A 21872-nucleotide genomic window follows, 5' to 3' on the forward strand; every position below is an offset into this window, starting at 1 on the left:
GAGGAGTTACAATCTAAAGTCACGATCTGATTAAGTTATGTCCAGATTGGTTGTATTCTCACCTTGAAAGGGCTGGTTAATAACACTTAAACTACGTCAGCTAATTGGTAGAATATTTGGTACTACTTTTGTTGGGTCGGGTTTGGTTTTAGCGTTTCAGTCTAGTAAGTAGGAAGTCTAGCCCATTGTTAGATAACAATGGGCTAGATAATTAACGGTACCCTAAAGCTAATTAAAGCTAGCTGGATCTAAGGGTAATGTAGCCCACTCAAAAGGAATATTATTTTCTTTTGTATAATCTTCAAAAAGATCTACCGCTTCACGAATACGGCTGATATATCGTGAAGCAGATTCTTGATGGAATCCAATAGAAATATATACATTTTTCTCAGGGTTTTGACGCCACTTATTTACGTTGCGCTTTAAAACGGTGAGCATTTCTTTGCCAGTAATATAGTCAGCCAATATCCCATTATCAGGTAGTTCCCATAAGGGAGCATAGCTGGGGCCAATTAAATAGGGTTGAGAAACGGTATTAACACCACCCCATAGTTCAGTGAGCCAATTATATAATCGATCTGACCATCGCCTTCCTTTTAATAAAATGGTGGCAGCTGCTGAAGAGTCAAATTTGAATCCTTCTGCAGAAAGTGCATTGATGACGTGAGGAGCAGCCATCCAACCACCAGCACGAAAACTAACAGGGTAATTAAAACCCGCATCAACCAACATTTGATTACTAAACTGAATAATGCTTCTTAACTCATTATGTGTATAGGCACTTATGGGTACATTATGACCACAATCACCTGTTAGGCGACACCTGTTTAGCGTGATAGGGCCAGGGTATGACCAGTTGGGTTCTGTACGAAAGTTGACACCTGCTGCTTCAACTAAAGAGCGCCAGGCATGAATATGCAAGCCATGCTCATCACTGGGTCTTAATACTGAACGGATGGCTTGAGTAACCATTTGATGATTGGTATTTGGTTTAGTGTAGTAAGCAGCATTTAAAAACTGAAGTAAACCTACTTGGGGGTAGTCATTACGAAAATCATTCATGGCTTGTAAGTTTTCAGCCTCTAAGGTCCTACCTTCCCAGTCTACACTAACAATGGCAATCACTTTGCCTTGTGCATTTGCCGTATTCCAAAGGGTTAAGAATAAGAGGAGAAAAAAAATAATTATTTGAATAGAGGTGTGATGGTATTTACTCGCTTTCATTTAAATCCCTTTTATACTCTTCGCGAACGATTTTGATGGCTTGTTGTCATCACTTTTCGCCAGAATCACCTATTATTTATAGGATTATAAGGCTTGGTCACTTGATGGTCGCTTCTAAAATCCATTTGCACTGAGTACATTATTGTTAATAAGAGTTTAGCGCTATATTGCTTATATTCGGTACAGCTTCTGCAGATCATACTTAAAAGTAACATTTTATGGTAGAAATGAATGCAGTATAATTTTTAGAAAATGATTAAATATATTTTATTAGTACAACAATACTAATCTATACCCTTCGCGAGTGATGTGCCCTAATCTTGGGAATCCACTGAAACTACTTTAAGGCATAATAAGGCAGAGCTATGAATAGGGTTGAAGATATCATTTCGTTGTTAGGCTTAGAGCCGCACCCTTTTGAATCTGGGTACTATCGACGTACCTATGAGTCAAAGTATTATGTTGAAGGGATGGGAGAGGATAATAGTAATAGAAGTCTATGTACTTCTATTTTTTATTTGCTCACTAAAGACCGTCCAATTAACGTGCTGCATCGTAACAAGTCAGATATCATTCACTTCTTTCATTTGGGTGGTGCAATTAAGTATACAACTGTTACCAATGCAGGAAAGATAAATCAGCAGATACTAGGTTCTAGGCTTAACCAAGGTCAACACTTACAACTGTTGGTATCGGGTGGTATTTGGAAAGCAGCTGAACTGCTTGAAGGAGAGTATGGGCTAATCAGTGAAGTGGTAATCCCTGGCTTTGAGTATGTTGATAACGAAATAGCCACTGCTGAACATTTGCAAGGCTTTGCGGCTGCCATCCAGGCAAAACTGCAGCCGTTGCTCAAATGATAGTAAGATTACGTCAGTTTTAGCGGGTATATCTACTATCCCTGGTAAGATTGCGTATAATAAGGGTGCCTCTACTAAGGTTTACAGTCAGGTTAACAAAGGGTTGGGAGTAGCAAAGCAAACCAGCCCTGATCATTATCAAGGTTACAATATGAGCAAGTCGTTACAAGATCAGTTACTAAAAGCGGGGTTGGTTGATAAGAAAAAGGCAAACCAAATAAAGAAAGACCAACATAAGAAGAAGAAAACCAAACAAAAGAGTAAAGAAACAGCTGTTGATGAAACTAAGCTTAGCGCTCAACAGGCTATCCAAGAAAAAGCTGAGCGAGATAGACTATTGAACTTAGAATTAAAAGCTGAGGCTGAAAAAAAAGCTATTACTGCACAAATAAAGCAGTTAATTGAACTGAATAAAATTAATAAGGGTGATGGAGAGGTCGGCTACAATTTTACTGATGAGAAGAAAATTAAAAAAATTTATGTAACCGAAACACTCCAAATTGATCTTAGCAAAGGCCGACTGGCAATTGTAAGACTTAATGAAGGTTATGAGTTAGTGCCAAAAGCAATCGCAGAAAAAATTATGTTAAGGGATGAGTCTTGTATAGCATTTTTGGCTGAAAATACACAACAAGAGATGGATGAAGATGACCCTTATGCAGATTATCAGATCCCTGATGATTTAATGTGGTAATGTTGTATTTTGCCTACGGTTCTAATATGTCTGTGCCACGTTTGCAACAGCGTATTGGCGATGTCAGCCTGATTGATATCGCCAAGTTGAGAAGTTATCAGCTACGCTTTCATAAATGTGGTATGGATGGATCAGGTAAATGTGATGCTTACTATACTGGGAATAATATTGATTATGTTTGGGGCACCATTTATCAATTAGAGTCAAACCATAAACATCAACTTGATAAAATTGAAGGTCTTGGTAAAGGATATTTAGACAAAATAGTTCGTGTAATTAATCCACAAGGAAAGGAGTATAATGCTGTTACATATTATGCTACCTGTATCGATGATAGCTTGATTCCTTTTGATTGGTATAAAACACATGTTGTATATGGTGCAAAATCTGCAAATTTGCCTTCTGATTACGTTCAAATGATTTTGTCTGTAAGCGCTATAAAAGATGCTAATTCTTTTCGAACTCAGCAAGAATTATTGATTTATAAATAGCGCGCATTAAATATATTGTAATTGTTTGGCAATGTTTTTGAGAAAACACATAAATAAAGTTTGACTTATCATAAAAACAAACTAGCCTTAAAAAATATATTTGTCTACTGAAAATTATAATGGCGTTTAGTGGTGTGTATTACCTCTTTCGTGGGTGGCTGTTGATAGTATTGGTCTTTTACTGTTTGCTGACTTATGGAGAAAAAATATCAGTAGTTATTCATGTCGATGATAATTATAAGCCTTACTCATATAAACTCAAGCAACAAGCAAAAGGAGTCTATATTGAAGTATTAGAGGCTGCTTTTAGCAACATGGAAGATTTTCAGGTGACTATGGTTCCTGTCGCATGGCAACGTGGTAAACAAATGATGGAAAAGGGCCAAGGCTTTGGTTTGGCGCCGGTATTTTTTCATGGGCATGACTGGCCATATTTATATCCATACTCAATCCATTTTTATGAAGAAAAAATATTAGTAATTTGCCAACAAAAGGTGCTGGAAAAAAAGCGAAAATTTTGGCCAGATGACTATACAGGTCTACATATTAATAATGTTGTTGGTTTTGATGGATGGGGTGGAAGCCGATTCAGGGAGTTTATCAAGCAGGGTAAAATAAAGTATGGTGAGGTGAGAGGTATTGAAAATATTATTCTGATGACAGGGCTTGGGAGAGGGGATTGCTTTTTAGCAGAAGAATCATCATTTGATGTAGTTTATGCTAAATTAATACAGTCAAAGCAGTTTTATGTTGGAGTAAGGTATGTAAACCTGGTAAAAGGGGCTGTGGTGGGACTAGACCCTGTTTATATTGGCTACTCGGAAGTGGCGATAGAGCAAGGTAAGTATCCATTTTATAAAAAATTTATGAAAAGTTTTGATATAGAGTTATATAAGCTCAAGAAAACTGGAGTGGTTAAAAAAATTATGCAAGAGGCTTTGCTGAAGCACTAATATTAAAAATCAATGTTGCAACCCTAAAAATGGTAGTGGTGCGGGAGTATAAACAATGAAAATTTATTATTTAGTTCTGGCTTTTTGTGGCACTTGTTCAATGTTTGTAAATGCTGAAAAACTAATGATTAATACTGAAGAATATGCACCACTAAGCTTTACTGATAAAGATGGTAAAGTAAAAGGCATTGCGACAGAGCAAGTTGAGTTAATACTAAAAAGAGCAAGTATTGATTATGAGCTGAAAGTATACCCATGGGCTAGAGCGTATAAAAATGCTGAAACTACAAAAAATCACTGTGTGTTTACAACTTCGAATACCCCCGCAAGAGAGAAATTGTTTAAATGGGTTGAGCCGCTTTCGCTAAATAAGTCTATTTTAGTTAAATTGAAAGGCTCAGATATTAATGTGGCAAGTTTAGATGATGCTAAAAAATATAAAATTGGTATCCAAAACCAGGATGTAGGTGGAGAGTATTTGAAAAAATCAGGCTTTCCTAAATTGAGTGCTGCTGGTGATGCAGATAAATCGTTGAAGAAGCTAAAGTCAAATCGAGTAGATATGGTTGCAATGGCTGAGTCTCGTTATAAAGCTTTAGTTGATTCTGGAGAACCTTTGGAGAAAGTTACTGATATTTTTGCACTAAAAATGGGGTTAGCTTGTAATCAGGCTGTATCAGATGACACAATTAGTGCATTACAAAAAGAGTTAGATAAACTCATTGCAGATGGTACTCAAGAAAAAATAGCTAAGAGTTATCAGTAGCTATTTTTATCGCTGTCTCATAAATTACTGTTGAATATAAAGAACTGATTTGCTATCCACAGCGAGATTGGCATTGTAATAAATGACAACATGGTTTGTGCTGTAATAATTGATGCCATAGACTGATGATCGCCTCCCAATTGCCTTGATAAAATATAAGATGAAGGGGCAGTGGGAACACTAAAAAATATAATAATTACGGTAGCTGTAATGGGCGTTAGGGAAAAATAACTGATGATAAATAGCGCCACTATAGGTTTAAAGCCAAACTGAACAAAAGAAGCTAATAGTGAAGGTTTCCAGTCACTGAATAGTCGCCTTAATTCTAAACCAGCACCTACAGCCATTAATCCAATAGGAAAAGCTGCCCGGCCTAGTAGTGAGATTGAGTCAGCGATTGCTTTTGGAGGATGAATATTAAAAGCGTTGAAGAGTAATCCAATTAAGCAGGCAATGATTAGAGGGTTTTTTATTAACTGGTTGATAAGAGACGGTGAAGCTTGATTTTCTGTTTTAATTAATAAACAAAAGGTAGTGACACATAAAATATTGATTAATACAATCATGGTGACAGCGACGAGCGCACCAATCACTAAACCTTCATCGCCAAATAATGCATTGGTAATAGCAAGGGCGATAAATGTGTTAAAACGAATTCCTCCTTGAAATACCGAGGTAAAGGTTGGCTTAGATAAAGACTTGTCAAACAATAGCCAAAAGGCTAGAACCAGACAACAGGCAAAAATGGTCGTGTTTGTCACCATCACAATGGTTGGCCAAGGTAATTCGGCTAAAGAGTGGCGAGTAATGGTATCAATGAGAATCGCTGGGGCGAGTACATAGTAGGTGATCTTTTCAATACCAGACCATACGTTGGTTTGGATATTTGCCAGTTGTTTGATGATATAACCACTGGCAATGGCAAAACAGATGGGAACAAGTGCTTCAATTATAGTAATCATAACCAGGCTTTTAAGCTAGAATATTTTTTGTTTAAAGCAGTGATGGCGACTGCTTAGGCATAGACAGAAAGTATTATAATGCTTAACTAGCCTTTAAAAAATTTTAATTTTCTTGATGGATAGTTTAAAAAAACTCAACTAATAACATTCTTCACCATCAGCTCATACACAAGCTTGGTAACAGGAGCACGACTATTGTTGAGTTTTTGGTAAACCCCAATAGAGCGCTTTAAAGGCGGGGCACCAAATGGAATTAGCTGGAAAGATTTAGCCAGCTGTTGTGATCGCTGCCTGCTTAATGGCATGATGGTAATACCCAAGCCATACTCCACCATCCTTAAGGCTGCTTCCATTGAATCCAGTTCCATCCACTCGTTAACTTGGATTCCACGCTGCATTAGTTCTTCATCAATAATGGCACCAGCCCAGGCTTTTTTGTCAAAGCGAATAAAGGGAACTTGATGCAATAGCTTGGTTTCATTGGCTATAGTTGTTCCTTGATTCGAAACAATATAGAAGGGCTCTTCGGCATAGGGAGTAAAAGAGCAGTTAGAAGCATAATGGGTAATCGGCTCGGTGATTAGGGCTGCATCAAGGCGGTTTTTTTCAACCCCTTTTGCCAGCTCAGCTGACTGGCCTCTTCTGACTTTAATTTGCAGGTTAGGGTGGTCTTTATGCAGGCTAGCCAAAATAGGGGCTAAAGGGCCAATTTGCACACTATGAATTGCCCCAAGAGAATATTGACCAGAAAAATGCTCACTGTCGTCTAAGTCGTAGCCTAGCTGATTATATAGGTTAAGTATCTGTTCAGCTCTAGCCAACACTTGTTGCCCATTATGATTGAGCTTTGCATTACGACCCGATCGATCAAATAACGAGGTATTGAGCTGTTGCTCAAGTGTCTTAATTTGCAAGCTTACAGCAGACAGTGTTAACCCCAGCTGGTCGGATGCAGCAGCAAAGCTACCAGTTTCTGCAATGGCTTTTAAGGCACGTAGCGCTTTAATAGACATGACAGTAGTAGATGGCTCCTATTACTTTTGGACTGATCGTTAAATAAGCTGTTTCTTGTATATTGGTTATCTCTAGTCTTCTATTATATAACTTTTTTCAGATGATTGATTGTTATTTCATGTAGTTAAATAGGGGCAAGTAACCAGCCTACCATTAGAGCGTGAGTTCTAGAATATTTTAGAGAAAGTAGCAAAGTCTCAGAATATGAGCTTAAGTGCATTCATTGAAACGTTGTATGAAGAGACACTTAACTAACTATCATGACCAGGTACGTAACTTCACATCGCTGTTAACGCTCTGTTCGTGTTATTTATTTAAAAACAACATAAAGCTAGCTATTCAGAAGTAAATCCACTTAATTTGTGAGTAAATAATAATAAATATATGGGCTATTTGTGTCTGATGTATAAATGATTGTGTTTGATATATAGTTGAAAGCTTGTTCATCCCATATTTATGAGATAAATAACTGGATCTAGCCATAAATAATTTGCATTGATCTTATGAAGAATGACTAAAAATTACGATAAAAATAAAGGGATGCTTAGTTTATTATGCTTTAGTGTAATAGTTACTATTATGTAATGAAATATCTGATTAATCTTCACGGCCATACCTTTCACAAATAAATTTTTTAGGGTTAGTTACACCTTAATTTTTAGTATTTTACCAGATCAAGATTAACAGGACTCACCGCAATGATAGTGAAGCCATTTCCCCCATACTCTATACGATTAACGTTATCTACTTTATGTTTGGCAATTGCAAGTGCCAGTCATGGAGCTTCTATTAAGCATGAAGCAATTCAAATTAATAATAAACTGGTGCATGATAATGCAAGAATGGAAACAATAGTTGGAGGGAAGGAATCGAACTTTGCAGAACGAAAATTTATGGTCTGGCTGGATGGCTGTGGTGGTAGTATCTTGAATAATGAGTGGATTCTAACTGCTGCTCATTGTAAAGGTATAAAGCGAGCAACAATTGGACGTTTTGATCGTACTAATACCCGTGAGGGAGAAGTGATTTCTATTGAACGCTTTATACCTCATCCAAATTATAAGCGTGGTTCTTCAGATAATGATATTGCATTGGCTAAACTGAGCCGTCCAATAAAAGCAGATATAGATTTTATAAAAATAGCTGACATTAATATTCATCATTCAGCTGCTCAACCAGGCGCGATGATGACAGTTGCTGGTTGGGGAGAAACCCGGCAGAAAAATATTACAGCTGCTTTAGGTTTGCCTAGAAAATTACGTGAAGTAGACGTACCTATTGTTGAACAACAGGAATGCCAGAGAGCTTACTATGGTTTAACTGACAATATGGTGTGTGCTGGCTATAAAAAAGGTGGCAAAGATTCTTGTCAGGGTGATAGTGGTGGTCCTTTATTTGTTAAGTGGTATAACGAGCTATACCAAGTAGGCATTGTTAGTTTTGGTCAGGGCTGTGCCAAGCCAGGATATCCCGGTGTGTATACTAAAGTGGCTAATTACACAGATTGGATTAAAAAATATGTGGATGTAGGCTCCAATCCTAAGCCAAACCCGAATCCAAAACCTAATCCTGATCCAGGTAAGCCAGATCCAAATGACCCGAATGGGCCTGGTTGGCCAGACAAGCCTGGCCCTGGGAAACCAGATCCTACTGATCCAGATGGCCCTGATCAGCCTGACCCAAGTGATCCTAATGGTCCTGGCTGGCCTGATCCTGATAATCCAGATCCTAATGGTCCTGGTAAACCTAACCCTAAACCAGATCCTGACCAGCCAAATCAAACCTGTAATAAACCCGATTTAACTAAGGGTAACTTACTTGAGCAGCCAGACTTTAACCAGTTAACAAAGTGGCGTGCGTACTACACTAAAGCAGTAAAACTAAAACAAATAACAATGAAAAAAGACTGTGGTAATGATTACCAGGTCGATGTGAGTGGCCGTGGCAGTTATTATGATGGTGTCATTCAGAAAATTAAAACCCCATTGAAAAAAGCGACAACTTACCAGTTCAGTGCCAAAATGCAATTAGCAAAAGGGCAGGCTAAAGACTTTGGTTTTGCGGCTTTAGCGTTGAAAAGCGAAATAGGAGTTTACTACTATCAATACATTGGCATTGACCAAATTACTGATCAGCAAAAAACACTAAAAGGTGAATTTCAGTTAAATACGGTAGGTGGAGAAGTAAAAGCAGCACACTTATTATTATTTGGTCCAAAGGGTAAAAAGAGTCTGATAATTGATGAGGTAAAAATTGCTGAAAAAAATCCTAACCAGCCGGATCCAGATGTAGTACTTAAGCATGACTTTGAAACCAATACTCAAGGCTGGCAGTCAGCTTGGAAAATGGGTGATCTCAGCCAAAGTGCAGATCGAGCGAAAGATGGCCAATTCAGCATGCATGTTGGTAAGCGTAATCATTGGTATGTCGGTGGCGTTCTAGAAATTACTGATAAAATAGCTACAAATCAAGGTTATACTTTACGCTTATCTGCAAGCCTCGGTAAGTCTGTTAAAACACCACAAACGTTGGATGTACGTATATTTTATGTCGATGATAAGGGCTACCACTGGAAGTCAGTTAATACAAGTAAAATCCCTGTAGGAGAGAGCTGGTATGATATTGCTTCAGATTTTGTGATTAACCCTACAGGCGAACTGAAAAAAGCAGAGCTTTATATATTTGGTCCTGAGCCAAAAGCAGACTTATTTGTTGATGCAGTGAAGCTTGTCAAAATAAATAATGTACCTAATCCGAAACCAGATCCAAAACCCGATTCCAGATGATAATGACAAACCAGGTGATGACATCAGTGGCTCTGGATGCCCATTATCCATTTGGCGCAGAAATCCAGGCCCCATCAGTGTAAATAAAAAAACTCGGCAAGTCATGCTCTAGTTGCTTGCCGAGGATTCCCTCAAAACCCCCTAGTAAAGACAGACAGTTTCTTGCACTGACTTTACGTTAAATAAATTTTTAAATAGTAGTATATCTATACTCTATGGGCATTTGGAGTTAATGTGACTATTGATTTTTCAGCTAGCAACTTTTCAGCTTCTATTCTTATTGTGGTTAATGAATTAAAAGCTGTTTTTAACCAGAAATCATCTTTCCCGCTCATTGCAAGCTCTGAAAATTCACTCATTAGTGCTTCATTCTTATTTGGGTTTATTTTTCCAAAGTAGTCGAAGCTTTGCAGTTGAGAGGTAATCCACTTATTTATTTCTGGTTTTGTCAAAGAAATCTCACTACCTTTTCCATTATCAGCTTCAAACTTATCTTTTAAGAATTGTAGTCCAATTCTAGTTTCATTACCTCCACTTACATTTTTCCACTGATTATTTTCAATTTCAACTTTATCGATTGCTGCTAATACAGCTTCTGGTGGAGCATCTATGTCAATAGGAAGGTATTGTGAATGATTGGTGAGTTTTTGCTCTCTCACTGCTGCTAACTCGTCAATAAGGTCACCGTATTCAACGGAAACAATTTCTTCAGAGTTAAAACTTCCTTGAAAGAGGTATGAACCATCATTTAACTGTGTAATTGTTCCATCAAATTTATCCTGGATATCACCAGTAAATATATTTTTTAACTCGACAAAGCTAGTCATTTTAGTCAGTGCCGATAAACTACCAGTTTCATCAGGAGTTGATGAGGTTAGCTGTTCGATAAGCGCTGCTGCTTTTTGTTTATCTGGTCCATTTAAACTTTGTAAATGGTTGTTAAGTCCAGTTAGCCCACCTTCTTTTGTTGCTTGTGAGCTCGAGCTTATATTATTTCCAAGATTAAAAACAGACAAGAAACCATTAATATTCATACTCTTCTAGCTTCCCATTTTTGATAAAAAATTCTTATAGTCAAAGATAAAAGAGTTGTAACTTGATAACTTGTACATTAATCCGTTTTTTTTTATAAAACCAGTGTGTTTTTATTTAAAAACAAAACCGCATGTATAGAATAAGAGGGAGCGTAAAACTGGCCAGAATGGTATCCTTAACTTTATAGTCAACGTTAAAAACTAACCAGCTCCTGGGAGTTGGTTAGTTTATTCACTATTTACTTCATAGCTAAAAAGACTTTATTAGTCGTCTAGCTCAACCTCTACAATAGCACCAGTCTGTGCATTGATTTGGATTTCCCATAATTTGTTTTGAGCGTCTTGTACTTTAGCCTCATACTCATACACACCAGTATCATCATCTTGCTCTATATTTGAATAAATAACGGTTGTGCCTTTCACCTGGTTTTTTGCCTTATTTTCTAACTCAGCTAGCGGCTTGATAGTACCAGCTTTTGCTAATTGGTCGGCTTGTTGTGGAGTGATATTAATATCAGCAACAGCAGTACTGGCAGCAAAGACTGAAATAAAGGCGACTAACATAGGTTTCATTGTAAACTCTCCATTCTCATACGAACTAAGTTTGTTTGACAGTAGTGTCGGTTGATGGGGTAGAAGTCTATAGTGCTTAGCTTAACTCAAGCTTAAAAGAATTAAATTTATTCTGACCGGTTAGGTCGGGTGCTATTCTAGTTAAATGCAGATGCATGATAAATGGTTGTAGATACCAGGTTGTTGGGCTGACTAATAAGGAGTTTCCGTAATCAGTTTGTAAATATCCTTATACGGTCTTTGCATCGATATTTGATACGGCAATGGTGCTATAAATAAAGTGAAAGACTGAGCTGTAAACAATAGTTGTGTATAAAATAGAACTGAGTCTGGTTGGATATTGTTATGTCACCTGATAGGTTTTCTTTTTCAATATAGGTTCACAATGTTTGTCTTCAGAAAACTTCTTGCCAAAAAAGCAAATGACTGTGAAATTTATACATGGGCTGTCAAAAGCTGGACGAATTAGCCCAGCGCTAAACTATTTTTTTGCTTTCCGTTGCATCGACATTTGATACAGCACCGGCACTACAAATAGTGTTAAAAAGGATGAAAATACTAAGCCCCAAACAATAGCGGTAGCCACTGGTGACCAAATTAGCGAATGCCCCCCTAAACCAACTGCCAGGGAAAATAACCCGGCAATTGTTGTTAATGTCGTAATAATAATGGGTAGCATCCTTCTTCTAGCGGCATAAAACGTGGCATGCATTAAGCTCATATTTTTGGCCAGATTGTTATTGGCGGTGGAAATTAAAACAATAGCTGCGTTTACAGCAATACCTGCTAACGCAACTATGCCATACATTGTAAATAAGCTGAGTGGGTTACCAGAAACTAACAGGCCTAACACTACCCCAACAAATGCCATTGGAACGGTTATTAAGACCATCAGTGGTTGGAAATAACTTTGAAACTGGGTGCTTAAAATTAAATACATTAAGCCAATACCCAGTAAGAAAAGCATGGCAATGGCATCAATACTTTCTTGAATATCATCCAGTTCACCAGAAAAATCTAATGAAACATTCGGGTAATTTGCGGCAATGGTTGGCCAATAGTCTTGGATCAACTGATTAGCTGCTACTGTGTCAATTTGTAGTTTGTCGATATCGGCTTCTAAGGTAATGGTTCGCAGGAAGTTATAGTGACGAATATTACCTTTGACTTGCTCAGTATTTGCAATGACCAGTTCGCGTAGCGGTACGTTGTTACCCTGAGCAGTGGGTACTGATAGCCTAAGTAATGCTTCAGTGTCATCGAATTGATTATTGACGGCAGATGCAGACTGTAAGCGTAGAGCAATGCGATCTCCCTCATGTTGTACATAACTGACAATTTCGCCATCGATTAGCATTTTAACGGTACGGTGGATATCTGAGGGAAGGATATTTAATTGATTAATAGCATCGTAATTTAATTTTAACGTTAAGCTATAGCGGCCTTGACTGTCGTCGTCAGAGATATCTCTAAACCGATTGTCTTTTGCCATAAAAGACTTTAGTGCGTCGGTAGCTTGGCGTAATTCCACATAATCTTTGCCTCTGACTTTCACGCTAATCGGTTTGCTGGTAGGTGGGCCGCCAGCTAATTTTAAGAAGGAAATATTAGTGGGGCCTACTACAGTGGCAACATCGGCACGCATATCTTCAATAATCTGCTCGACACTGCGTAAACCATCAGCTGGTGGCTTTAAACTCACTAGGACTTGACCTAAGTGTTCACCAAACAGGGGCTCTGTTTCAGTGAACATTTGTCCGGAGTAACTCACAATAGAGCGAGTTTCTTCTGTTGATAAATCCTGGTACGCCAGCCGTTCAACTTCCAGCACCTTCTCCATGGTTTCGTCTAGTGAACTGGTAGTGGGCATTTCAACATTAATATAAAACAGGCGGATGGTGTCGGCGGCAAAGAAATCCATTCTAATTAAACCGCTGCCTACGGCAGTTAAAGAAAGAATAAATAACAGAACCAAGGTAGCCAATGTTTTGATAGGGTGGCGCATAATTTTGATTAAGGCAAATCCATAATACACTTTTAATCGGTGGATGAATATTTGCCGGTATTTATCTACTTTTGAGGGGTTAGCAAACGACACCTTAGCAGCGAGAATATGACCTGGTAGCATCCAGTAAGCTTCAATTAAGCTGATTGCCAGCGCGGTGGTAACTACCAGGGGAATAATCATCATAAATTTGCCTAAAATCCCTGGCAGCAGCATGAGCGGTAAAAAGGCAGCAATTGTTGTAAGCACCGAGGCTGTAACAGGGCTGATAACTTCAGTTAACCCTGTCCAGGCTGCTTCAATGCCTGTGATTCCTTGTCTTAATTTGCTGTAAATGGACTCTACCACTACTACCGCATCGTCTACGAGCATACCGAGAGCGATAACAATAGCTAACAGCACTGATGTATTTAAGGTTTGATCAAGAATATTCAGGGTTATAAATGTGCCAGCCAGGGTAAAGGGAATACCAATGGTTACCAGAATGCTGATCCGTGACCCCAGGAATATCCAGGAAACAAACAAAACAAAAATAAGCCCCAGTAATGCGTTATTTTGCATAATACTAAGCGCATTACGAGTAATTAGCGTTTGGTCGTCGATTAAACTGATATTAACACCAAGCTCTTCAGCATAGGTATTTTTCTGTGTAACAAATTGACTAATGCGCTCAACAAGCTCCAAAGTGTTGGTGCTTTCCTGCTTCATAATGGCAAACAGAACCGCTGGACGGCCTTGAAAGCGAACCAGTCGATCTGCTTTGGCTCGTGCTCGTACGACAGTAGCTATATCGCCCAAGCGGATTTCTGACAGGGTACCTTCATTAGAGAGGATGGGTAATTTAGCTAATTCATCAGGGTTGGTGGTGGTGCCTTCAATACGAATTAACCATTGATCCAGGCCAATACGGGCACTACCTGCTGAAATATCTGCATAAAAACTACGAATGGAATTAGCAATAGTGACTGGAGAAATATTGAGTAATTGAATTTTTTCAATGTCAAATTGTACTTGAATTTCTGGGTCTTTTTCACCGGTTAACTGTACTCGATCAACACCGGGGATACGAGCTAACTCGTTTTCTAAAATACTTGCCTGGCGCCGTAAGTTTTCATCATCAGCAGGGCCTGCTACTACGACTGTTGCAGTAGGGAACGCGTTTGCAGAAGTGATTTCCACAATATTGGGGCGTTCAACTTCTTCGGGTAGCTCATCTTCAACATTATTAATTTCTCGACGAAGATCAGCCATTCGTTTATCAAAAAGGCGTTGACTGATATCTTGAAAACGCACCAGAATGCTGGATACTCCCTCGCGACTGGTACTGGAAACAAACTTAATATCTTGAACCTTTTCTAACGACTCTTCGAGAATATCAGTAACTTTTTTTTCAATATCTTTTGCTGAAGCACCTGGTAGCAAGGTAGTAATTTGAACCCAATTGAAATTAATACTGGGGTCTTGCTCTCGTGGCAGTTGTTGATAAATTAAATACCCCATTAATAATACTAACCCAAATAACAGGTTAGTTAGCTTGTGGTTTTCAATTAAACTGCGAAGCCACATTATTGTTCTGCTCCTTGGCATTGGTAAGCTTAATGGTTTGCCCTTCAACAAGGCCATGACGACCATCAATAACCACTAATTGGTCAGTGGCAATACTTAAAGGGATTGGACGGCCTTCCTGGGCTTGTTCCGCTGCTATAAATTGTGCCTTATTATCATGAATAATAAATACACCATATTTGCCATTACGTTTTTGTAATAAATGAGCAGGTAGGTGGGGGGTAGGGCTTTTCCATTGCAGTCGGCCAGTGGTGCCTGCAATAGTATTGTTAGATGTAAACACTAAACGTGCTTCGCGGCTTCTGGTACTATTTTCGATAAATGGCAGAAAAGACCGTAACTGTAGTGGATATTGTTCACCATTGGTTTTTAAAGAAAAGGATTGTGCCTGTTTAAATGAACGTTCATCAGTCAGTGCTATTTGGGCTGAGACTTCTAGTTGGTTGGTTTGTAATAACTCAATAACTGGCGTACCAATGGCTAGCATTTCTCCCACATCAGCCATTTTTTTTGTTACCAAACCTGCGAAAGGTGCAGTGATTTGACAATATTGGGTATTCAGTTTGGCAATAGCTAAAGCTGCTTGCTGAGCTTGTAATTGTGCTTGAATATCTGCCACATTGGTTTTATTGCGATCAAACTCTGCTTCACCGATATTTTTTTGTCGAGCCAGCTTTTCACTACGCTTAAGCTCACGTTGATTAAATGCCAGCAGGCTTTGTAACTGAGCATACTTGGCTTGTTGCGACTGTTGATTGAATTGAGTTTGTTGGCAATCTAACTTGGCAAGCAGCGCTCCTTGCTTAACTAAATCACCGACATTAACAGGCATATGAATTAACCGAGCATTTATTTCTGCAGGTATCTGACTTTGATTAAGGGCTACAACCTTGGCGGGAGCAGACTGCTCTGGATAGAACTGTAGTTGGTTGACAGTTTTAGCGCTGACCAAAGTAGGAGTGTCAGACCAGCTCAGTTGGGTTGTGGCCGTAAGACTGATAGTGATACAAGCTTGAAGAATGATTAAAAGAGATCTCATATTAAAGCCTGCTATTTTACAGAGTCATTGCGTTGCAATGACAGTAACACCGACCGACTGGTCGGTCAATAGAGTAAGTGCAAAATTTCCATATGCTGTGATGTTGTTGTCAGGAGTTATTTAAGTAACTTTCCAACATATCAACAAAATCTTGCCAAATAGCCTGATAACGCTGCTTGTCTTGAAAAATACTTTGATGCACGCCAAAGCCAATACTGAAGATATCTACCATACGAATGGCTCTTGTTACTTTTTCATCACTGACTTTATTACTATAAAATTGCTTTATAGCTGGAGAAATCTGAGCGCAAACACTATCTAACAGCTCTTGGGCCAATGACCGAAATTGAGGGTCTTGCATTCCTTTTGGTAGAAAGCCATAAACCGTGTTAATTAGTCGTGGATCTTGAAAAAAGCAATCAAGCTGGTACTGCCCAACTGCATAAAGGTATTCTCGCATAGAGCGAAATTGTTTAATAGGCACACTTTGCATACAGTCTTCTACGATTTTTCTAATAACCGCAAAAACCACTTCATCTAAATTTTTGAAGTGATGATACAGTGTACCTTTGGCAATGCCTGCCCGTTGAATAAGTGCATTAGTCGTCAGCGCCTCATAGCCTGAGTCGCCAACAATTTCAAAAGCTGCCTGGATGATGTTTTGCCGGGTTATTTCTGCCGAAGCTTTGCGTGTAAGTGACATATGCTTTCATAACTATTATGAGCTAAGAATCCATTTTAGGTTTCACCGACTATGTGGTCAATGAAATCTTGAGGATGAGTTAAGGGCTGGCTATGAGAGTAGTGGTGCCCTTAAGTGCGTAGTAAAGTAGATTCAACAAGATTATCTGATATGACGTGCTAATATAGGCTCGTGCTCAACGCTTAGTTAAACAAAGGGATTGTGAAGGCTTCTTTATTGCGTCACAAAATAATGTTCGTGACCAATATGCAAAAATTTCTGTTCCAATTGCTGCCCAGGTATGGACGGGGTATTTGCTGAAAAAAATCCACCTTTTTTGACTGAACTCAATAAAAAAGTATCACTGTACTTAGAGAGAAATAACCACTAGCTGGTAGAGAAGAGCATTGTAAAAGAAACAGTTGCTTTAAAAAATAGGAGCGTGATATACCTAAGTTAATTCTTAAAAGGACATATTTTAAAGGACGTTTATGCTAACTTCAGCAAACCATGCTGGTAACCGTAATACTTGTTACGCTGGTAATAAGAATGTTGATAATAAACAACTAGCGGAAACATCTATTGCCAGAAAAAATACGAATAGCAATAACCAATGTACTGGATTAGTAAAAAATAAGGTAAATCAATATAAAGATAAGACTAAAAGTGTAGTTGGTAATAATAGCTCTAAAGTGAGGAGTGTTAAAGAACAAAGCCCTTTTAGAGGCATAATGTCAGATTTGGTTTCTGTCAATAGCAGTAGACTTAGAAGTGTGAGTTTTAATAAGTTGTTAATGAATACATCTGGTGTAGGAGATATCGTTTCAAGATCAAACTTACCGGAAGATTTTCCTGATATCAGGCCTGCACAGGAGGCTGTAATTCCCTACGTGCTTGAACAAAAAAAGCATTATCTTAACGCTTCAACTAAACCAATCATTATTGATGTTTGGCAAAACCCCAGAAATAAAGCTTTATATATACAAGATGGTCAACATCGTTTTGTAACTGCTTGTATATTAGGTAAGCAAATCCTGTTAAGACTAAAAAAAATGGGTTTTTCTGCTTTTAATGGTAGCTGGGAACAAACTAAATATATTAATACACTGGCTGCTAAGGATCGAATTAAAGCCTAAAAGCCAGTTGTGAAGGATATAATATGACACGGACTATTGAATTTAATAGTCCGTGTCATTAAAGGGCAATTAACGAGAGAACTGAATTGACCAACCTATAATAACCCCAGTGATAGGGTCTGAGTTATTAGATGTGTCTTTAAAAGCGAGTTGCCAGTTTTTTCCTTTTAAGTTATTAAAAACATTAGCAGGGATCGTTGATGTATAGGTTTTTTGTATACCGTCTGCATTGTTGCCATTATTCCGCAAGATAAAGTAGCCTGCTCTTGTCGCTTGACTGACCAAAGCTATTCTTAGTTTGCTATGATCCCGGTGTTTGACTGTAAAGCGAACAATGGCTGATTTTGCGTTTGGCGCATTCTGCGGAATATCAAGTCCTTTGCTGAATTCATATTTACCCGGTTTAATGCCATAGGCTTTACGGTCCTGATAAATATACTGACCATTGTCGTTGTTATCGCCATTATCGTCATCTGGAGTAGTATTGCCTTCTTTAATCTGTAAGAACTGGGCACTAACGGGTCCCCATTGACCACTAGTGTCTTTCGTTCTTACATACACAATATGTCGTCCAGGCTCTAAACCAGTGGTGTCTATAGTGCCGGTAATATTACCCTGTCTTCCTGTTATCTCGAGTGGTACTGCCGTGTGGCCTGCAGTCCAGAAAGGGGTATCGATTGAATATTGGGCTTCAGTTATCCTTTGTGTGCGTTCTCTACCATTGCTGTGGTTAAAATTGGCATCAGTTGCGCTAGCTGTTAGCCTGACTTGGGTTCCAGGTTCTACTTCACTATTCTCAGTGTTGAGGGTTAAATCAAGTGTTTCTGGACCTGATGGGGTCATATAAGGTGTTCGGGCAACTTTTGCTGCATAAAGCAGTGCTTTTAAGTTATTTGGCTTAACTGTTTTATTAAATGACTCACAGGGTTCAAAAAAGGTGCCTGATTTACCTAGCTCAAAAGTAAATGCAGCAACGCCTAACTCACCATAGGCAAAGTCATCACTGGCGCCAGTAGTAGGGTATAGGCCTGAGGCCTGCTTAGGTGAGTATTGATTAAACCAGGCAAAACGACGCCCTAATGTTTGTAATTCCTTGTTATTTGGTGCTTCTTGGCTTGAATCCCCCCAAGGCCATAATACGAGGCCACCATGGCTATGGATATCAATAAAAATACCTTTGGTATTTAGCGGGGCTTTGTCTGTTCGGTTGGGGGCTCTGTTATCTTCCCATATTTTTCTCATATAGTTTTGGATTGCTTGGGTTTCTAACTCAGAAGCCTCTCTTAAGCCGCGATAAGTATCGTCACATGCATTATCACTCGCGCCAGTAATATTATCTTCCCAGTCGTGGGAGAAGTTGCGATTCAAGTCAACGCCATTTTTATAAACAGGGCGACAGCTCCCTCCACTCTCAGTAAAATTAGCATTTTTTCTTTGAAACTTGGTTAAACGGTTTTCAGCTATTTTTCTGCCATCAGGGTTTGAGTGAAGCATAAAGTGGACTTCATGATGATCTAAAATCCAGGTAATATCAGCATCTTTACCATAGTTGTTGGTCAAATGACGAGCAAATTCTAATGCCAGAGGGGCAGTGGCATATTCTCTAGCGTGTAATCCACTATTTAAAAATAGCTTGGGTTTATCACCTTTAATTGCTGTGTTGGTTAATTTGAGTACTTTGATATCGTAACCTTGACTACTATTATCTGGATGCTGTTTTTTCCAGGAGTTACCGACATCCAGCCATTGAGCAATATTGGAGAACTTGTTAGCTATTTGTTGCGCTTCTGCAAAGGTTTCTTCAACTGTCTCATAACATTGAAAGCCAGGAATACCGCCAGCGCTTTCATCGAAGCCTGAGCGTAAAGAAAGAGAAGGTTGTTGCATTTTTTCTTTTATTTGCTCGAGTTCGCGACTTCTTTTTTTAATCCACTGAGTGGCCTTTTGGATATCAACTTTAAAGCCTTGCTGTTTGGCTGTGTCGGTTAGTCTTTGTTTTTCTTCCTTGGATAAGTCTACAATTAAGCTAAACGATTTATCATGAGACTCTAGCATTTGACCATGAAAGCTTATTTTGGCTTTATTGTAGATTTCTTTGCTGGCAAAGGTTACTTTGTAAATAGTGCTGAGCGCAGCTTGTTCCTGATCTATAAAGATTATGGCTTCAGAATTCTGTTCATTCTCAGTAGCTGCCGCTGGAAGGGTTATAACCCCTAAGGTTACACCTAATAATGATGCAAGTGTATTTTTCAGCATGGAATTCCTTACTTTAATTTAGTAATGAAGTAGTCTATTTTTTTGCTCGGAAGTATGGCGACTGATTGAGCTTGGTTGTTTATTAAATGCAGTCAAATAAAGGATTGACTGTTAATAGGATTATAGGCTTTTGATATTATTTAAGTTATTAACTACGTCATTAAGTAAATTGTAAAAACACTTATTGTTGATTTGTGTGATAAAAAGCTCATCTGCTAATGTGCGCTACATATAGGGTAAATATTGATTTTATGTTTCTTTAGTGTCTGAGTTTTTATGAAATATTTAGCGTTGTTTTAAAGTTTGTCTTTTTTTGATTTAAATACCTGAGGAATATAAAGAATAATAGTTGAACATTTTTTCCAAAAAATAATTATTAGCTTATAATTTTTCTTCAATATCCTGTGATTCCATATCAGACACTAGACTTATTTTCTGCAATATACTTAACCCGTTACAGCTAGCGAACAATCCAGCCCCCTTTGAAAAAGGGGGGGACTATTCAAGGGTTAATCATAGAGATTAGCTATCTACTTGATAATATCTATCATTTTCATTTACCATCTGGCTTTCCTTACACTGGCGATATGGTGCAGTAGGGGAGGTTTGGTGATGTTCATACAGCGACAACAAGGGTTACGTGTTTCATTGGCTCAGCAAGGTTGGCAGCTAACTAATAAACGGTTGTTGCTGCCAACCGTTTTATTTGCCTTGTTGCTTACTGACAATACAAGAGAATTAACCATTGGAGTATTGGCTGATGCCTTTTGGCAAGTGGCTGCCTATGTCGCTGCCACCTTGGCACTGTTTCATTATTTAACCGAGCGTTTTGATAAAAGTGGTTTTTTTCAGGAGAAACTGGCCGGCAGTAATACACTGCAAGTATTGTTTGCTGCTTTTATGGGGGCTTTGCCTGGCTGCGGTGGTGCGATTGTTGTTGTTACTCAATATGTTAAAGGCAACTTGAGTTTTGGTGGTGTAGTTGCTGTATTGACGGCCACAATGGGGGATGCAGCTTTTCTACTGCTGGCAAGCAAGCCAGCTGATGGTTTATTCATCATTGCTTTAGGCTTTGGAGTAGGCTTGGTTTCTGGGCTATTAGTGGACAAAATCCATGGTGTGGATTTTATGCGCCCTAAACTGAAGCAGCAATCTGCTCAAATCAATTGTGATAAACCCAATCCGTGTAATCGAAATATAATCAAGTTGCAGGGTAAGTTTTGGCAGTGGATGTTATTACCTGCCATGACATTTGCTGTAATGGGCTCATTCCAGGTGGATACCGACCAGCTATTTGGCTTTGCTGAAGGGACTTCTGCTGGACTAGGAGCGGCTGCTGCAATGATTGCTATTGTGTTGTGGGCAACCACACGAGAAGTGACTAGCTATGAGTCTGCAGTTGCGGAAGACCCAAAAGCTAATAATGTGGCATTGTTCCAGCGAGTGGCACAGGATACTAACTTTGTAACAAGCTGGGTAATTGCAGCCTTTTTAATGTTTGAGCTGGTTGTATATTGGTTTGATATTAATCTAGCTGCTTTATTTTCTGACTGGGCACCTCTTATGCCTCTAATGGGCGTATTGATTGGTTTGCTGCCTGGTTGTGGCCCACAAATATTAGTGACCAGCTTATATATCGGTGGTGCTGTACCAATGTCAGCACAGTTGGGAAATGCAATCAGTAATGATGGTGATGCACTGTTTCCTGCTATTGCCTTAGCACCTAAGGCTGCGGTAATGGCAACCTTGTACTCAACTATTCCGGCACTGGTTGCCGCTTACGGCTACTTCGTGATCTTTGAGTAACAATATACGCTTCATGAATGTAATA

At 38.8% G+C, this 21872-nt stretch carries 17 protein-coding genes; 8 read left to right on the forward strand and 9 right to left on the reverse strand.

Annotation, left to right across the window (positions count from 1 at the left end; genetic code table 11):
• Positions 1-228 precede the first annotated feature (228 nt).
• The gene (locus ORQ98_RS21360; protein WP_274690858.1) at positions 229-1224 is read right to left on the reverse strand and encodes a polysaccharide deacetylase family protein; all 996 of its coding nucleotides are present in this window, start codon (positions 1222-1224) and stop codon (positions 229-231) included.
• Between the two features lie 365 nt (positions 1225-1589).
• On the opposite strand from ORQ98_RS21360, the gene ORQ98_RS21365 reads away from it, so the two are divergent.
• The 5 genes from ORQ98_RS21365 (at position 1590) to ORQ98_RS21385 (ending at position 4988) form a co-directional block, all read left to right on the forward strand.
• Entirely contained in the window at positions 1590-2084 is a 495-nt protein-coding gene (locus ORQ98_RS21365; RefSeq protein WP_274690859.1) for a cupin domain-containing protein, read from the forward strand.
• A gap of 151 nt (positions 2085-2235) precedes the next feature.
• Positions 2236-2778 carry a DUF2058 domain-containing protein gene (locus tag ORQ98_RS21370; RefSeq protein WP_274690860.1) on the forward strand — a complete coding sequence of 181 codons (543 nt, stop codon included), beginning with the start codon at positions 2236-2238 and terminating at the stop codon, positions 2776-2778.
• Complete coding sequence (locus ORQ98_RS21375) at positions 2778-3269, forward strand: gamma-glutamylcyclotransferase family protein (RefSeq protein ID WP_274690861.1); 492 nt, start codon at positions 2778-2780, stop codon at positions 3267-3269. Before ORQ98_RS21370 ends, ORQ98_RS21375 begins: the two co-directional genes overlap by 1 nt.
• Positions 3270-3430: 161 nt before the next feature.
• On the forward strand, positions 3431-4222 hold the full coding sequence (locus tag ORQ98_RS21380; RefSeq protein WP_274690862.1) for a type 2 periplasmic-binding domain-containing protein: 792 nt from the start codon (positions 3431-3433) through the stop codon (positions 4220-4222).
• A 55-nt stretch (positions 4223-4277) separates the two neighbouring features.
• Complete coding sequence (locus tag ORQ98_RS21385; protein WP_274690863.1) at positions 4278-4988, forward strand: substrate-binding periplasmic protein; 711 nt, start codon at positions 4278-4280, stop codon at positions 4986-4988.
• Between the two features lie 17 nt (positions 4989-5005).
• Here the strand turns inward: ORQ98_RS21385 and ORQ98_RS21390 are convergent, their stop codons facing one another.
• Positions 5006-5950 carry an AEC family transporter gene (locus ORQ98_RS21390; RefSeq protein WP_274690864.1) on the reverse strand — a complete coding sequence of 315 codons (945 nt, stop codon included), beginning with the start codon at positions 5948-5950 and terminating at the stop codon, positions 5006-5008.
• Positions 5951-6084: 134 nt separating this feature from the next.
• Positions 6085-6963: a LysR family transcriptional regulator gene (locus ORQ98_RS21395; protein WP_274690865.1), complete on the reverse strand. Its 879-nt coding sequence runs from the start codon at positions 6961-6963 to the stop codon at positions 6085-6087.
• Positions 6964-7662: 699 nt separating this feature from the next.
• On the opposite strand from ORQ98_RS21395, the gene ORQ98_RS21400 reads away from it, so the two are divergent.
• On the forward strand, positions 7663-9750 hold the full coding sequence (locus tag ORQ98_RS21400; protein WP_274690866.1) for a trypsin-like serine protease: 2088 nt from the start codon (positions 7663-7665) through the stop codon (positions 9748-9750).
• A 206-nt stretch (positions 9751-9956) separates the two neighbouring features.
• Here ORQ98_RS21400 and ORQ98_RS21405 read toward each other — a convergent pair whose 3' ends face one another.
• From ORQ98_RS21405 to ORQ98_RS21425, 5 genes are all read right to left on the reverse strand, one after another.
• Positions 9957-10784 carry a hypothetical protein gene (locus tag ORQ98_RS21405; protein WP_274690867.1) on the reverse strand — a complete coding sequence of 276 codons (828 nt, stop codon included), beginning with the start codon at positions 10782-10784 and terminating at the stop codon, positions 9957-9959.
• A 264-nt stretch (positions 10785-11048) separates the two neighbouring features.
• Entirely contained in the window at positions 11049-11357 is a 309-nt protein-coding gene (locus ORQ98_RS21410) for a PepSY domain-containing protein (RefSeq protein ID WP_274690868.1), read from the reverse strand.
• A 481-nt stretch (positions 11358-11838) separates the two neighbouring features.
• Positions 11839-14928, reverse strand: a complete 3090-nt coding sequence (locus ORQ98_RS21415) for an efflux RND transporter permease subunit (RefSeq protein ID WP_274690869.1) — start codon at positions 14926-14928, stop codon at positions 11839-11841.
• The gene (locus ORQ98_RS21420) at positions 14906-15967 is read right to left on the reverse strand and encodes an efflux RND transporter periplasmic adaptor subunit (protein WP_274690870.1); all 1062 of its coding nucleotides are present in this window, start codon (positions 15965-15967) and stop codon (positions 14906-14908) included. Before ORQ98_RS21420 ends, ORQ98_RS21415 begins: the two co-directional genes overlap by 23 nt.
• 109 nt (positions 15968-16076) lie before the next feature.
• Positions 16077-16670, reverse strand: coding sequence for a TetR/AcrR family transcriptional regulator (locus ORQ98_RS21425; RefSeq protein ID WP_274690871.1), 594 nt, complete (start codon positions 16668-16670; stop codon positions 16077-16079).
• A gap of 470 nt (positions 16671-17140) precedes the next feature.
• Between ORQ98_RS21425 and ORQ98_RS21430 the strand changes: the two genes are divergently transcribed.
• Complete coding sequence (locus ORQ98_RS21430) at positions 17141-17785, forward strand: hypothetical protein (RefSeq protein ID WP_274690872.1); 645 nt, start codon at positions 17141-17143, stop codon at positions 17783-17785.
• 69 nt (positions 17786-17854) lie between these two features.
• Here ORQ98_RS21430 and ORQ98_RS21435 read toward each other — a convergent pair whose 3' ends face one another.
• Positions 17855-20041 (reverse strand): M14 family zinc carboxypeptidase, encoded by a 2187-nt coding sequence (locus ORQ98_RS21435; protein ID WP_274690873.1) that lies wholly within the window; start codon positions 20039-20041, stop codon positions 17855-17857.
• Positions 20042-20653: 612 nt separating this feature from the next.
• Between ORQ98_RS21435 and ORQ98_RS21440 the strand changes: the two genes are divergently transcribed.
• Entirely contained in the window at positions 20654-21847 is a 1194-nt protein-coding gene (locus ORQ98_RS21440) for a putative manganese transporter (protein ID WP_274690874.1), read from the forward strand.
• Positions 21848-21872 lie beyond the last annotated feature (25 nt).

It is taken from the genome of Spartinivicinus poritis (genome assembly GCF_028858535.1).
Classification (GTDB): Bacteria; Pseudomonadota; Gammaproteobacteria; order Pseudomonadales; family Zooshikellaceae; genus Spartinivicinus; species Spartinivicinus poritis.